This is a genomic window from Vreelandella sulfidaeris Esulfide1, assembly GCF_054072535.1.
Map to the genome: position 1 here is coordinate 13,850 of NZ_JBSVSF010000002.1, position 13,281 is coordinate 27,130.

The following is a 13,281-nucleotide window of genomic DNA, read 5'->3' on the forward strand; positions in this document are numbered from 1 at the left end:
CACGACCAAGATCTCAACCAACACGAGTGGATACGCCATGGCCGATTCTACCCTCCGGACTCTTTCACAACCAGAACCCCAGGTCGCTGACCCGCTGCACGAGCTGCTGCGCCAAGGTGCCCGTGACCTGATCGCCAAGGCCGTCGAGGCCGAGTTGGCCACCTTTCTGGCGCAGTATGCCGATCAGCGGCTCGACGATGGACGCCAGGCCGTGGTCCGCAACGGCTACCTGCCCGAGCGCACGGTCCAGACCGGGATCGGGGATGTCAGCGTGCAGGTGCCCAAGGTGCGTGACCGCAGTGGCGGTGGCGCTCGCTTCAACAGCAGCCTGCTGCCGCCCTATCTGAAGCGAGCCCGCAGCATCGAGGAGTTGATCCCTTGGCTCTACCTGAAGGGGATCTCCACTGGCGACTACCAGGAGGCGCTGGCGGCACTGCTGGGCGACCAGGCCAAGGGTCTGTCGGCCAACACTGTGTCACGGCTCAAGAAGCAGTGGGAGGACGAGCATACCGAGTGGCGAAAGCGGGACCTGTCAGACCGTCGCTACGTCTACTGGTGGGCCGACGGGGTGTACAGCAACGTGCGCATGGATGACCGCCTGTGCCTGCTGGTGATCATCGGGGTCACCGAGCAGGGCCGCAAGGAGTTGGTGGCCGTCGAGGACGGCTTCCGCGAGTCGGCGGACAGCTGGAAGACCCTGCTGACAGGCCTGCGAGAACGCGGCCTGACCCAGGCTCCCAAGCTGGCGGTGGGCGACGGCGCCATGGGGTTCTGGGCGGCCCTGAGCAAGATTTACCCGGAGACCGACCATCAGCGCTGCTGGGTTCACAAGACGGCTAACGTGCTGAACAAGCTGCCAAAGTCAGTACAGCCCAAGGTCAAGGCCGACCTGCATGACATCTGGATGGCCGAGACCCGCGACGAGGCGCACAAGGCCTTCGATCGCACGCTGAAACGCTTCGAGGCCAAGTACCCCAAGGCGATGGCGTGCCTGGCCAAGGATCGGGAGGAACTGCTGGCGTTCTACGACTACCCGGCAGAGCACTGGGTGCATATCCGCACCACCAACCCGATTGAGTCGACCTTCGCCACGGTCCGCCTGCGGAGCAAGCGCAGCCGGAACTGCGGCTCCAGAGCGACGACCCTGGCGATGGTCTTCAAGCTGCTCCAGAGCGCCGAGAAGCGCTGGAAGCGCATCAAGGGGTTCAGCAAGCTGGAACTGGTCGTGAACAACGTCCGGTTCCAGGATGGAGAGCAAGTAACCGATCAGTCAGACAGGACTGCCGCCTGACCGCCATCCACCAGATTTGACTATAACTCCAATTATCGTAATTCGAGATGGAGCTGGATAATCAGCTTCCTGAACCCACGCTGCTATAGCCGGTTGATCATGCGATCGCATAAAAGCGACCCTGTGTTTTCCCTCATGAGCAATGAATATCCCAAGTGGCTTGTACCAGACATATAAGGCGTTATCCCTTGAGCCAAAGTAGGTCGCGTAGCGCTCGATCCTATTCACCACCTCCTCTGGTGGCACGTTCTCAGGATGCCCTTTGATGCTTGCCCCAATAACATGTTTTGGATCTACAAAGGCTCGATAAGCCTGTCCATTCTGGTCTTCCCAGTTTAAAAAAGGTATCAGCACAGCTATTAATGAATCTGGGTGTAGTGCGCAGGTTCCTCGATCATTGTCCACTATGTCATTAAGCAACGGTTGCCCAATTGTCTTACGTGCGTATCTATCCAGCTCGACCTTAAAAGTAGCAAGCTCTTTAACTACGTCTTCATGACCAATTGAAACAGGTTGCTTGATGAGATTCAGTGGGGGATGGTCGGGTTCAGGCACTGCTGATGACTCCGTGTTGACTGGCTCAGAAAGGTGGGGCTGGTTTGACATAATTCGGGGAGCTATTTGCTCCCCGGGTGTCAGCTGGCTAGGAAGTGCTGTCTCCAAAATGCACTCGAAAGGAGTTTGGGTCCAAGATTCCCCAGCCTTCAAGTGCGTAATAGCCCATTGCACCTTCAGGTGAGCTAGGGTCACGAATAAAGAGGATTTTTACCTTAAACTCTTCCCGGATCGAAGTCAGCTGCCGTTTAACCGTGCCAGCCGGGATGCCCGTAGCTTCAGAGATGTCCTGAAGGCTTGGGCGATCCATGTGGTCAATAGCACGGATAATGTCGTATTTTCGCTGTGTGTCACGCGATAGGCTCGGCATAGAGGTCAGTCCTCACCCTCGACACCAAGTAGCTGAACGTCAGAGACTCTTACCCTCAGTGTGTCTTTTTCATCATTATCTAGTCGAACCCAGCAATAGCCAGGCTCATGATCGATACGATCAGTCTGTAGCATGCCACTACGTTGTGCGCCCTTCACGGTAACGCCTACCACGACCCGAGCCCGGGTGGGCTCCTTTGCCATTACTGGCGCTGGTGTATCAAGTTCGGCGCCAGCAGCCTTTTTAGGCTGGGGTTGCTCAGTATTAGTGGCCGATTTAGGTCTCGGTGGCTTTTCCTGTGCAACATCCCCCTTACCAAGAGAGGAGTCATCTTTCTCGTTAAACTGGGGCGGCATTGCGGGCTGGACATCATCAACAGTGTTCCCCATGCCAGAGTTTCCAGCGGAGGGGGATGAGTCGAATCCGCTCAGTGGTGGCTGGTCATCATTCGTCCCTAGAGCTGGCGCTGGAACCTGAGCCTCCATGGGAACTGTTTCAGGGTCTTCAGCCAGAGTGCCACCCTTTGCCTGTTTCAGCAGCTCACGGCAGGCTTTTCGGCTGATTCCGTCTACTAAGGCCTTTTCGCAAATGCGTTCAGCCTTCTCTGGCGCAATTTGATAAATCTGCCTGAGCGAATTCAGCGATTCGGGGTCAGCCGTGACATCTTCCTCGTATAGCTTCTGTACGCATTCGGGGAGCTTGAGCAGCGATAGGTGCTGCGAGATATAACCACGCGATTTACCTAGACGCTTAGCCACATCGACGGCCTTCCACTTAGCGTCAATGAATTTCTGAATCCCCTTGGCGATTTCCATCGGAGTCAGGTTTTCCCGCTGAATGTTTTCAATCAGCTCGCCGGCTGTTTCGTCCAGCTCCTCCTGGTCCTTTTTGTTGACGATCGCCTCAACCGGCACACCGGCCAGTTTACATGCACGCCAACGGCGCTCACCTTTCTGAATTCGATACTTACCGTTAGCATCCTTAGGAGATACGATGATCGGCTGTTCCTGGCCATGCGACTTAATTGAGTCGGCTAGCTCCTCAATACCGCCGAATTTCTCTCGGACTTGGCCATTTTTCGGCACCACTTCAGCTGTATCCAGCACCAATACTTCCTTGGCGCCTTTAGAGCGGCGTGAGAGGCTTTGCAGGTTGTCTAGTTGTCCTAATGCCATGTCAGCCCACCTTTTCCATGAGTTCTTCGATAACTGCACGGATCTCTTTGCCAGCCTCTCGTGCCGATGTCTTTTTTATGCTCCAAACGGGTACGCCATTGAGGTTGGCCACGTCGAGTTGCCCTCTAACGCCAATCTCAGATTTGTAGACCAGATCCGGCACCGCCTTGCGAAGCTCATCTCGCGTGATCATGTCCTCCTCGAAACCGCGTTTGAGGTTATTGATCACCATCCCGGTGTTTTCCAACTCGGGATTCAGCTCCTCCTGAACGCTTATGATCGTGTTCAGCAGACCCTCTACGCCATCCAGTGCGAAACCACTTACTTGCACCGGACAAATGACATGAGTGGACATAGTGAGTGCAGCTACTAGCTTACGGCCCAAACTAGGGGGGCAGTCGACAAGCACGTAATCGTAATTATCCAGTATGCCGCTAGCCTTCAGGTTTGTGATCGGGTTGACCACACAGTTGAGCGGTAGGGACTCAATCTCAGATAGCTCTGGATCGTTCTTGGTTGTCCAAATCAGATCCATTCCGCGCACGCACTTCATCGGCTGGATTTCATGCATGTTCTCATCGAACAACCGGACTGATGGTGTGCCTGTATAGGTTGCCTCATCGCTCTGGCTCAACCGGCTAGATGTGTTGCCCTGTGGGTCGAAATCAACTGCTAGTACGCGATAGCCCGCCTCCACGAGGTAGAAGACTGTTTGAAGGCAAATGGTCGATTTTCCGACCCCGCCTTTCTGATTGGAGAAACTGATTATTTTGGTCATGGAGTTCCCGGTAGCCGACCTGGAAAAAGACAGGTTGAGAATGTCCTTGTGCAAACGGCGGCGATCCTTGCCAAGTTACGCATGCGAAACATGATAATCCACATAAACTGATACGGCAAATAGTATAAACCGATCTATCTAGCGCATAAAAAAGGCCTGGACAGAGCCAAGCCAAAGACAGGATATGAGTAGGGTTCAGGCTGCTTTAGATGCCTGAACAGCATCCTCAGGGGTATCCTCTAGCGTAGGGACTGATTCACCCCCTAGTAGGGTTATCAGCTCCTCGACAACGGCCGCAAGAGCTGGGATGTGAATATGGGCATCCGCATCAAACCTTGATGCTTCATCATCACCCGAATCAGCATGCTCAAGCAGTGCATCATCGAATTTGATCTTCTTTAGGCCTAGATCATCCTGAAGCTGCATCGCCAGTTGACCTGTCCGAGCAATCGAAAGGGCTGAACAGATGCGGCCTCCATCAAGGTGCTGCTGTATCTCGTCACTATCGAGATCGACCTCCGAAACCTTAATCACACCATCATTGCCAGAAGGCGATTCGAGCTGGCAGAACTCTCCAAGAGCCCAGCCTTCAGCACGCTCAGTCGAGGCAGCCAACCAACGGGTCATCAAAGCTGTTGGACGATCGCTAGTTGCCATTGGCGTGACTTTGAGCGATCCCAGTGTAAGGCGCAACAGATCGAGTGCTTCTTCTGCTTTCTTACGACTGGCAGCGTCAATGAGTATCCATTTACGCCTGATGTCGATAGCCATCAGAAAATGCCCGGTTCGCTTCAGGGAGGTGGGCAGTAGCTCTTCGTATACCTGCTCTTTGAGCAATTGTTTCTCCGCACGGCGCAGGTGACTTCCTGAGGCCTTCTCCATTTCAGCCGCCCTCTCCTCCACCAGCTATTTGACCGCGGCTACTGGGAGCAAACGCTGCTACTGCCGAAAGCGAAGAATGAGATATTGAGACTGGAGTGTGTATGCCAATACTTCACCGCAAACAGCCGACCACCCTACCCTTCGAGCCTCTGTGGGCGCGCAGGCCCTGGAAAGTTTTTTTCGATGAGGCTGGTCATTTCGTCAGCCCCAAAGAATGAGCTATGTGCCCTATATGACAGTGCGTTGTCGAACACGATTAGGCCCTACGATCTTATTATTTTAGGCAAGGGAGCATGGTATTTAAATGGTGAAATAATAGATAACGGTATAACTCCCCCCCTCCCCTAGGCGCTATAGTAAACTGGCCAGTCATTTACCTCGGATAGTCAAGCGCTTCAACACCCAAGGCCTCTCGGAGAAAGGTGTTGGCTGCCCTCCTCCCAACGTTATCTCTTTGCGGATAGTCGCTGATTCAGCCGCATTGTTCCAACACAGCTGGTATGCCGCGAGGACGGGTTGGTAGTCGACCACTCCGCCCTCACGGAGGCAGCGGAGTATGAAGCGCTGATCTTCTTTGGTAAGGGGAAGCTCATTCAGCTGGTCCAGTCGGTTATCATTGCTATCCATATTATATCTATGCCAGACGACGAATTATATTAAATTCAAGCAGAATGAAACATTTAGTGTTTGCCACTTGACTAAGGGATGTACAACCGTTGCCCATTGCCACTATAGCTGGCGCTTATAGTCTCCCGAGCTGTATGGCCATAATCCACGACCCCATGAACCGCCTCTTCCATCCGCCAGTGATTTCCATCCCGCGGGGCGAGGCTAACTCTCGCCAAGCCAGGGGGAAGCCTTACAGTGAAACAATGTAGATGGATGTCATCCAGGCCTTCAATCATCTTGAGATTGATCTCATCAATCTGATCCGTCTCGACCGCATACACTGTGTAGCTCCCATCCAGGCCAAGCTGTTCCTTGGCCACGGTGGTCAGCAATTCATCGAACTTCAGAGGGGCATCTGAAATGACCTTGGTATCAATCATCCTTCACCTTGTCCCCACTGAGTGCCACCGTTCGGGCTGTTTATGCGATGGTCTGTCAGCAAGCATAGGCGCCGCCCATCGACCCATAGCTCTCGAAAAATACCCTCGTGGGTATACACACCTACAAGCACATCTAAAGGCTCTTCGTAGTACGTGGATGAAGGTGCCAGGGTGCTATCGTTGAATGGCTCTTGACGGACTTGTAACGCTACAGCAGTTTGCCTGGCCAGCGGCACGCTCTTGTTCTTCATGCCCCATTTCCATGAGACACGATCTTTAGGCTTGAAACGCTCGTGCGATTGCTCTTCGTTTAGGAGATCCAGTGCCAGGCTAATTGTCATCTTCGTGATAGCTGGGTCACTTGGATCAACTTGGTCAGCATCCATCGACTGCTTACGCAGGCCGGATATTACGCGCCCCAAAGAGGCGAGCCAACTTTTGTTGCCTTGCTTCATGCATCTATCCTCGGAGTCTTTCTATTCCGCCCGACAGCCACGGCCACACCTATTAATGTCCATGCAGCAAGTAGCGTAAAACCTAAGTGGAGGAATGCTCCGTAAGGCGGTCCCAATTTGACAGAGAGATAAAGAGACGCACCAAACGCGATGAGCCACCGGAACCAATAATCAACTGACCTACTTGCGACCCAGCGCGCCTGCTCAAGCGTCAGAGGACGGTGCAGCCAGCGAAAGGGGTAAAGGGTCTTCTCCCGTGTACCACGGCCTACCTTGAGTGGCTGACGTGGAAATAGACGGTTCACGGCGAACTGCGGAAACATTCCTTCGATTGCTCGCCGCATAATACTAACAGTGCGTTGGTCTTGTAGAGACATGGGGTGCCCTCTAGCTGGGCGCCCGGACTGCCGGAGAGGGAGCCAGGGCGCATTTCTTCAAGGTGCAATAAGGTTACAGGCTACGGATTTCAGCCGCACGAAGAGCACCACGCATGATATGAGCTTCACCGTTCTCATCCTTGTAGAGCGTATTCGGTGTAGACCGGATACCCAGCTGCTGGATCAGGTTGCTGTTCTCACTCACGATGTTCATAGCTTCGGCGCTCGGGGAGCCAGACACACTGCCGCCTCCCTCAAATGTGGCCAGCACTTCGGTAGGGTTCTCGGCGTCGACTATTTGTGCAGCCTGGTGGAGCGAGCCCTCGCCCATGAAGCCTACCGGAATCCAACGGATGGTGACTTCATCCAGAACCGCCCGGGACTCTTGATACATTTTCTGGCAGTAACCACATTGAGTATCAAAGACGACATACAGAACCTTGTCGCCGCTCCCCTCTTCAACGTAGAAGGCATTTTCCTCAACTTGCGCAAGCGCTGCGGCCTCATCCTCATCTGTAAATCCGTTGTCCTGAGAGGCAGCTCGCTTCGGCATGCTGGCCAGCGGGCTATTCTCCATGTGCTGCTCCATGTGAGCCTGCGTCAAGTTTTCGCCACCCTCGCCCAGAATCATCCCGATAAAGGCATGCGTACCATCCTCAGTGGTATAGATCACATTAGTGTCGTTCTCGACACTAATAACCCAGCCATTGATGCCATCTAGGCCGGTATCGAATGTTTTGTCGACCTTGGCTCCAGGGATGCCCAAATCGGACACGGCCTTGGGAAGCTCTAAGCTGGAGCCGGCATTGTCGTCATTGGCGACGGTAGTTCCCGCGAAAAGTGCGGAGGCGACTGCAACAGCGGAGGCGATCAGGGTAAGGTGTTTCATCAATAAGCTCCTTGAGCAAAGTTAAGCGCCAGTGGTGCTGGCGTAGTCTTCGCCATGCAGGGCATGGCCACATCAGGTTCTAATCATCTGCTGTTTATGGCAGCAGCTCTTCAATTCCCGCCTCGCGCTGCGAATCGGCACGCTCACGCGCTTGCTGGTTAGCACGACTGACCAGCTCTCGAGCCTCCTCATAAAGGTTCGATGCGCTGTAGGTGGTGTCTCCATGACGATCAAGACTTGTCTCGATCGTGGGGGCATCTGTTGGCAGGCCTAAACCAGCCAGTACGGTGTCAGTGATGTCAGGAATAGTGCCGTCCAAGACGGCTGCTTGACGGACGATGACCAAAGCGCCATCTGCTGCATCAACGATCGCTGGGCGAACGCCATTGTCGACGCGAGCCAATGTGGATACGGCTGAATCTCTTGCCTCACCGTCCCCTAGCAGCTCACTGGCTGCTGCACGGCGAGCATTAACGTATTTGGCCGTATCGAATGTCACCACGGCTGGTGATTCAGCGTTTGACGAGGCCCATGGGAGGTCTAAGGGAATGACGGTTATAGCGAACGCCATCGCACCCAGCACACCACCTGCCAAAGGCAATACCCTAGCCAAGGGGTGCTGAAATCGGGATCTGGTTTTTTGGTCTGTCTCGCTCATGTGCCTGCCTATCGTCTACGCATGAAAAAGCCCCAGGAATAAACCAGGGGCTGTGAATAGAACATCAAAAGGGAAATTCCACTCCTTCGTCTCCATCACCTGCAGCACCAGCGCTACGCGGATCACGGAGGATGCGGCAAGTGTCCACCATAAGGTTGGTATACACAGTGCCGTTATCAGCCTTACGGAAGGACAATTCGCCCTCGACAAAGACCAACTGACCGCGCTTCAAGCGATCCTTCATAACCTCGGCGAAGCGACCACCAAGGATGCAGTTAAGCCACATCGGATCATCACCCACTTTCTTGGCCATGTTGATACCGAACCGAACGTAAGTTTTGCCATTGCCGTTGGTCCGAACTTCTGGTTCGCCAATGTGACCAATCTGTAGAGTCTGTCCCCACATGTTCAAATCTCCTCTCTCTCACATTCCCAACGTAATGGGTCTCGTTGGGGGATAGGGGCGCTACTGACACTAAGGAGCGAACCTGGGCGGTTTATTTTCCTAACGCATGAAAAAGCCCCCTGACTCAGATGAGTCGAGGAGGCTTTGAAGTGGTCACCTCGGGAGGTGACGAACGATTCTTGCCTTGGGCTGGAGATAACTCCAGTGCGCCAAGTTAAGGAGGAAGTTACCAAAAGCTCTCTTGGTGAAGCTCACAATGAATGTATCTTCGGCGCTCTCTATGGCCTGTAAAGTGCTTTCCCGATGCAATTTGCGATCAGGGCGACGCACCTGGATGACAGGTCCATCCTCGACAGAGAAAGCGAACCCCTCAAGCTCACCAAGCGAGAAGACCTCGAAGGCCACATTCACATCCGTTCCCAAGTCAGCCATTTGACGTGGCGTTGGCTGGCGCCAGCGGCGACCGGCCTCACGAGGCAGAATGAAAAGAGAGCCTTGCGCTGAGTCGATGGCAAACGCCACCTTATCAGCACGGAGGTCATCTAATTGCAGCCCGCCGAACTCACGACCAAAAGCTATGGCATCTTCTTGATTAATAATCAGCTCAATATTCATGTCGCTCTCTCCTCTCATTCCTGCGATGCAGGTCTCAAAAGGAGATAGGGCGGGGACTGCCATAAGTGGACAGCTAGAGCGCCTGTAAAATGTTTCGCATGCAGAACATCCCTAGGCTGTAGAGGTAGTTTTTTACGGGGTTAAGAAAGGGCAAGCGACAGAATAAAAAAGTTCATCGCATTTTGCCGGGATATGCGACTTTGATCTTCAGAAAGAAATACGCCGTGTCCCGGTAGCCGTAAGCCATTCGCTTGATGACTTTGATGTGATTGTTCATTCCTTCCAGGGCGCTGGTGTTGAGTCGATAAAGGGCACTGGCAACGATACCTTCTAGGTGCTTGGCGAAAGCAACCAGCGACTTGAGCCCACTGTCGATGGCCATTCCAAACTACGCTTTACAGCGTCGGCGGGCCTCGGCTTCACTAGGTGCGTACCATAGCTCTTTGAGTTAGCTCTTAAGCAGGTAGACCGTGGTCAGCGGCTCTTTGGCGGCTAGCAATACATCCAACTTGACGGCCTGCTCAGGGTCCAGGTTGGTGCGGTTGCGCAGGAGCAACCAGCGACTGCGCTTGATCACACGCCGGCCAGCATGGTTCTCGCGTAGCCGGTTTGCCTGATAGACCCGCACCCGGTCGATCACCTCGCGACCGAACTTGGCGACCACGTGAAACAGGTCGTAAACGACCCTGGCTTTTGGGCAGTGTTGCTTGGCTTCCATGTCCATTGCCGTATTCATGCCCATGGCGACCGCTTCTTTTTGCTGACAGGTATCCCTGTCCAGCCATTCGAAGGCAGCGCATGCGCATGAACGCCCCTCGCCGACCCACAGGACTTGCTGTGTGTCGGCGCAAATAGCCACCATGGCATAGTGGTTCCCCTTGTGCAGGACAAACTGACGCCGCACCCGGGTCAGGTCTGCCTGGGCTGTCTCATGACTCAGGCGCCGATGATCCATAGTCTTGACCGTATACCATTGAAGCCCCACCAGCTCGGCCACATGCTTGATAGGTGAAAGTCGAACCAGGGTTTCGACCCAGCTCACCATGGCGCAGGTCAGTGGCTGACGTCCGGCTAGCCAGGCAATACGCTCTCATCGGGGGCCGCAGGCCGGACGACGTACTCGGCGCACAGGGATGTCTAGCCATACGCGATACTGGAACAGGTCGCGCTCACGCACACGGCGATAACTGACATCATGAATGAGCCAGGTGGATTGGCCACAGCGACTGCAGCAGGGCGGGTGTGAGGCGGTGAGTTTGAGCTTGATCAGCAGGCCATTGGCGCCGAGTGATTCATAGCAAACCAACTCGAAGTCTTCCCAGAACAAGGTAAGCAAACTAGCATCCATGGCACGGCGGTGGTCTGGTTGGGACATTTTTTTGGCTTAAACCTTTCTACCGCCGTCATTCTCGTTTACGGGTGCTATCCTGCAGTGAAACCTGAAAATGGTTTGGAACTCTTATCCTCAGTTGCCAAATAAAGATCTCAATGCTTAGGCATGAGGTCTAGCCATCTCAAGTTGCCGCTATCAGGCTCTCCTAGAGCATCGAGCCTATGTCTGAGGCCCCCGTTGGGTAGGCAAACATTGTCGTATTGAGGTCCGTGGTGGTGAGCCCATGACGAATGGCCAGCGCGAATACGTTGATGACTTCATCCACGTTGGGGCCGACGAGATGAGCGCCCAGTACCTTATCTGTCTCTTCTTCGATAAATATCTTGAAGCCATAGACCGGCTCGGCGGCCTGACGGGCGGTAAACCAGTTGTGTGTGTGTTGACTCGAGACGCGGAATTTCAGCCCTTGCTCACGGGCCTGCGCTTCGTCGAGACCGGCGGAGGCGATAGGCGGAATGGTGAAAGCGACACTCGGCACCCCTTTATAATTCGGTGTGCTACGTTTGCCATCGATCAGGTTGGCGGCCACCACCTTGGCATCGTGACTCGACACGGGGGTCAGGGGCGGCCCCACCTGGGCGGCATCGCCTGCGGCATAAACGGCGGGGTTCGAGGTACTTTGCAGATGCTCATTTAGCGATAACCGCCCCTTCTCGGTCTCGATACCGGCCGCTTCCAGGTTGAGGGCCTTGAGGGCTGGCTTTCTTCCGGCCGCGTGCACGACTAGGTCTACATCAACCGTGCCGGTCTCGCCATTCGAGGAGGTGCGAACACGATAGCCGGAGGCCGTCTTTTCGATGGCGTCCACGTTGGTCTGGGTTCGCACATCAATGCCCTGATCACGGAAGGATTCCATGAGCCAATCGACCAGGTCCGGATCGAAGGGCTTGAGCATCCGCTCGCCGTGCTGTAGGACGGTGACTTGAGCTCCAGCCCGGGCAGCCAGGTGAGAAAACTCTGCGGCAATATAGCCCCCGCCGACCAGGGCAATCCGCGGCGGCAAAGTAGCCAGTTCCAGAAATTGTTCGTTGTCTATGAGGTGTTCTTCGCCTGGAATACCCAGGGTGGCTGGCTCGGCTCCCGTGGCAATCAGGATATGCTGTGCTTCAAGTACCTGGTCCTCAACCTCAAGGCGGTTGGGGCCGGTAAAACGCGCCTGTCCATGGTAGGTATCGATGCCCTTGTCGCTGAACATGGCCTGGTGTTTTTCAGGCACAGGATCGGTAAACTCTCGCTTGAAGCGTAGCAGCTCGGCCCAGTCGATACGGACCTCTCCCTCCACGCCCTTGCCTTGCATGCGGTGAGCATGGTCCAGCGCCTTGGCCCCCTGGATCATCATCTTCTTGGGGTCGCAGCCGCGCAGGGCACAGGTGCCCCCAAAGGGGCGGGAGTCGATGATCGCAACACGCCAGTTGGCGGCTTGGGCACGCATGACGACTATTTTAGCGGCGGTGCCGGTACCGATAGCGACGAGATCGTAGGATGCTGCCATCTTGTTTACTCCTTTGCGTAGCGGCGACTTGGTAGCCGCTAGTCGCCGCGTTGAAGTCATCGCTGTCCAGGCTTCGTTCTACCGTGGCCCGAACAGCGATACCCTGGAAATGCGTTATTCCCCTCTGAACCGTGCCACTTATTCGGGGATCAGTGGCATGTCTTTCGGCTCCACGGTGGGCAAGGGGGCCATTAGCTTTTTCTCTACCGCGATTTCATGGAATGTGACATGCCAGCGGTTGGCCCGGTGATAGTTTCGAATGAAGGCGTCCCGAATATCCGTGCGCTGGCTCATGCTGGCGTAGTTGTGCCAGAGCGTCATGAACGCACGCGCCGCGAACCACTGGGCATTCACGATCATCCGGTCATTGGCGACACAGGTATCCTGATCGGGCACCTAGTCAGGGCTCATGGTTTCTTCAAGCGGCGCCGGCAGGGCGTAACCGCCAACTTCCAGAATCTTCTTCATCTCATGGATGTTGGGGTTGCATACATCCTCAAGGTAGGTCTTGATCGCTTCCTTGATTTGCGAGTCTTTCGTCGCGGCGAGGTACAAGTTGCACTGCCCCATGCAAACGACTTCACGCCGAAAGCCCTCGACGACGGCCACGTACTCGCTTGCGGAGAGGCTGTTTCTTCCCGCCCCCGCTTGAGCATAGTAGCGTTCGGCGTAGTCACTGTAGGACGTGCGGCCTTCGGGGCGGCCTATTTCCACTTCAGACATCGTCGTTGCCTCCTTTCATTGACATTGGAGAGCCTCTTGCTCCGATAAATCAACGGCCATCCTGCAGGTATTCATGGGAGCGAGCTGGCAGGGATAGGCCCTCCTCACTCGTTGGCGAATCTGAAAATCCTGACCTTGCTGACTTCAACGTAGACCTGTAGTTATTACAGGGA

The 13,281-nt window shown here is 54.8% G+C and carries 15 protein-coding genes and 1 pseudogene; 1 reads left to right on the forward strand and 15 read right to left on the reverse strand.

All coding sequences use genetic code 11. The annotated features are described in order from the left end of the window. Positions 1-37 precede the first annotated feature (37 nt). On the forward strand, positions 38-1,291 hold the full coding sequence (locus ACW44H_RS19700; RefSeq protein WP_113271324.1) for an IS256 family transposase: 1,254 nt from the start codon (positions 38-40) through the stop codon (positions 1,289-1,291). On the opposite strand, the gene ACW44H_RS19705 is transcribed toward ACW44H_RS19700, so the two are convergent. The 15 genes and pseudogenes from ACW44H_RS19705 to ACW44H_RS19775 form a co-directional block, all read right to left on the reverse strand. Next, positions 1,271-1,846: a hypothetical protein gene (locus ACW44H_RS19705; protein ID WP_457509095.1), complete on the reverse strand. Its 576-nt coding sequence runs from the start codon at positions 1,844-1,846 to the stop codon at positions 1,271-1,273. The two genes, ACW44H_RS19700 and ACW44H_RS19705, sit on opposite strands and share 21 nt — an antisense overlap. A gap of 88 nt (positions 1,847-1,934) precedes the next feature. Next, positions 1,935-2,216 (reverse strand): helix-turn-helix domain-containing protein, encoded by a 282-nt coding sequence (locus ACW44H_RS19710; protein ID WP_008958302.1) that lies wholly within the window; start codon positions 2,214-2,216, stop codon positions 1,935-1,937. A gap of 5 nt (positions 2,217-2,221) precedes the next feature. Then, positions 2,222-3,391, reverse strand: coding sequence for a ParB/RepB/Spo0J family partition protein (locus tag ACW44H_RS19715; RefSeq protein WP_113270575.1), 1,170 nt, complete (start codon positions 3,389-3,391; stop codon positions 2,222-2,224). A 1-nt stretch (position 3,392) separates the two neighbouring features. Continuing rightward, positions 3,393-4,169, reverse strand: a complete 777-nt coding sequence (locus ACW44H_RS19720; protein ID WP_113270641.1) for a ParA family protein — start codon at positions 4,167-4,169, stop codon at positions 3,393-3,395. Positions 4,170-4,364: 195 nt separating this feature from the next. Further along, positions 4,365-5,072, reverse strand: a complete 708-nt coding sequence (locus ACW44H_RS19725) for a recombination-associated protein RdgC (protein WP_274542011.1) — start codon at positions 5,070-5,072, stop codon at positions 4,365-4,367. Between the two features lie 677 nt (positions 5,073-5,749). Next, on the reverse strand, positions 5,750-6,100 hold the full coding sequence (locus ACW44H_RS19730; protein ID WP_113270576.1) for a hypothetical protein: 351 nt from the start codon (positions 6,098-6,100) through the stop codon (positions 5,750-5,752). After that, positions 6,097-6,555, reverse strand: a complete 459-nt coding sequence (locus ACW44H_RS19735; protein ID WP_052703851.1) for a hypothetical protein — start codon at positions 6,553-6,555, stop codon at positions 6,097-6,099. The genes ACW44H_RS19730 and ACW44H_RS19735 overlap by 4 nt, the downstream gene beginning before the upstream one ends. Positions 6,556-7,005: 450 nt before the next feature. Further along, positions 7,006-7,821: a DsbC family protein gene (locus ACW44H_RS19740; protein WP_035557923.1), complete on the reverse strand. Its 816-nt coding sequence runs from the start codon at positions 7,819-7,821 to the stop codon at positions 7,006-7,008. Between the two features lie 94 nt (positions 7,822-7,915). Next, a complete protein-coding gene (locus ACW44H_RS19745) occupies positions 7,916-8,479 on the reverse strand; it encodes a hypothetical protein (RefSeq protein WP_035557920.1) in 564 nt (187 codons plus the stop codon). 64 nt (positions 8,480-8,543) lie between these two features. Further along, complete coding sequence (locus tag ACW44H_RS19750) at positions 8,544-8,885, reverse strand: single-stranded DNA-binding protein (RefSeq protein ID WP_035557917.1); 342 nt, start codon at positions 8,883-8,885, stop codon at positions 8,544-8,546. Between the two features lie 153 nt (positions 8,886-9,038). Further along, the gene (locus ACW44H_RS19755; RefSeq protein ID WP_035557913.1) at positions 9,039-9,500 is read right to left on the reverse strand and encodes a hypothetical protein; all 462 of its coding nucleotides are present in this window, start codon (positions 9,498-9,500) and stop codon (positions 9,039-9,041) included. Between the two features lie 172 nt (positions 9,501-9,672). Beyond that, a pseudogene (locus tag ACW44H_RS19760) lies at positions 9,673-10,848 on the reverse strand (ISL3 family transposase). A 190-nt stretch (positions 10,849-11,038) separates the two neighbouring features. Continuing rightward, entirely contained in the window at positions 11,039-12,385 is a 1,347-nt protein-coding gene (locus ACW44H_RS19765; RefSeq protein ID WP_035557901.1) for a dihydrolipoyl dehydrogenase family protein, read from the reverse strand. Positions 12,386-12,523: 138 nt separating this feature from the next. Then, positions 12,524-12,781, reverse strand: a complete 258-nt coding sequence (locus ACW44H_RS19770) for a hypothetical protein (RefSeq protein ID WP_127059529.1) — start codon at positions 12,779-12,781, stop codon at positions 12,524-12,526. Further along, a complete protein-coding gene (locus ACW44H_RS19775) occupies positions 12,782-13,108 on the reverse strand; it encodes a hypothetical protein (protein WP_127059530.1) in 327 nt (108 codons plus the stop codon). It lies immediately after the preceding gene. Positions 13,109-13,281: the final 173 nt, after the last annotated feature.

What these genes read in the sequence shown, in the direction of transcription:
- ACW44H_RS19700 (WP_113271324.1), top strand. Translation starts at nt 38, where the DNA reads ATGGCCGATTCTACCCTCCGGACTCTTTCACAACCAGAACCCCAGGTC.
- ACW44H_RS19710 (WP_008958302.1), bottom strand. Translation starts at nt 2,216, where the DNA reads ATGCCGAGCCTATCGCGTGACACACAGCGAAAATACGACATTATCCGT.
- ACW44H_RS19715 (WP_113270575.1), bottom strand. Translation starts at nt 3,391, where the DNA reads ATGGCATTAGGACAACTAGACAACCTGCAAAGCCTCTCACGCCGCTCT.
- ACW44H_RS19720 (WP_113270641.1), bottom strand. Translation starts at nt 4,169, where the DNA reads ATGACCAAAATAATCAGTTTCTCCAATCAGAAAGGCGGGGTCGGAAAA.
- ACW44H_RS19730 (WP_113270576.1), bottom strand. Translation starts at nt 6,100, where the DNA reads ATGATTGATACCAAGGTCATTTCAGATGCCCCTCTGAAGTTCGATGAA.
- ACW44H_RS19735 (WP_052703851.1), bottom strand. Translation starts at nt 6,555, where the DNA reads ATGAAGCAAGGCAACAAAAGTTGGCTCGCCTCTTTGGGGCGCGTAATA.
- ACW44H_RS19740 (WP_035557923.1), bottom strand. Translation starts at nt 7,821, where the DNA reads ATGAAACACCTTACCCTGATCGCCTCCGCTGTTGCAGTCGCCTCCGCA.
- ACW44H_RS19745 (WP_035557920.1), bottom strand. Translation starts at nt 8,479, where the DNA reads ATGAGCGAGACAGACCAAAAAACCAGATCCCGATTTCAGCACCCCTTG.
- ACW44H_RS19750 (WP_035557917.1), bottom strand. Translation starts at nt 8,885, where the DNA reads ATGTGGGGACAGACTCTACAGATTGGTCACATTGGCGAACCAGAAGTT.
- ACW44H_RS19755 (WP_035557913.1), bottom strand. Translation starts at nt 9,500, where the DNA reads ATGAATATTGAGCTGATTATTAATCAAGAAGATGCCATAGCTTTTGGT.
- ACW44H_RS19765 (WP_035557901.1), bottom strand. Translation starts at nt 12,385, where the DNA reads ATGGCAGCATCCTACGATCTCGTCGCTATCGGTACCGGCACCGCCGCT.
- ACW44H_RS19775 (WP_127059530.1), bottom strand. Translation starts at nt 13,108, where the DNA reads ATGTCTGAAGTGGAAATAGGCCGCCCCGAAGGCCGCACGTCCTACAGT.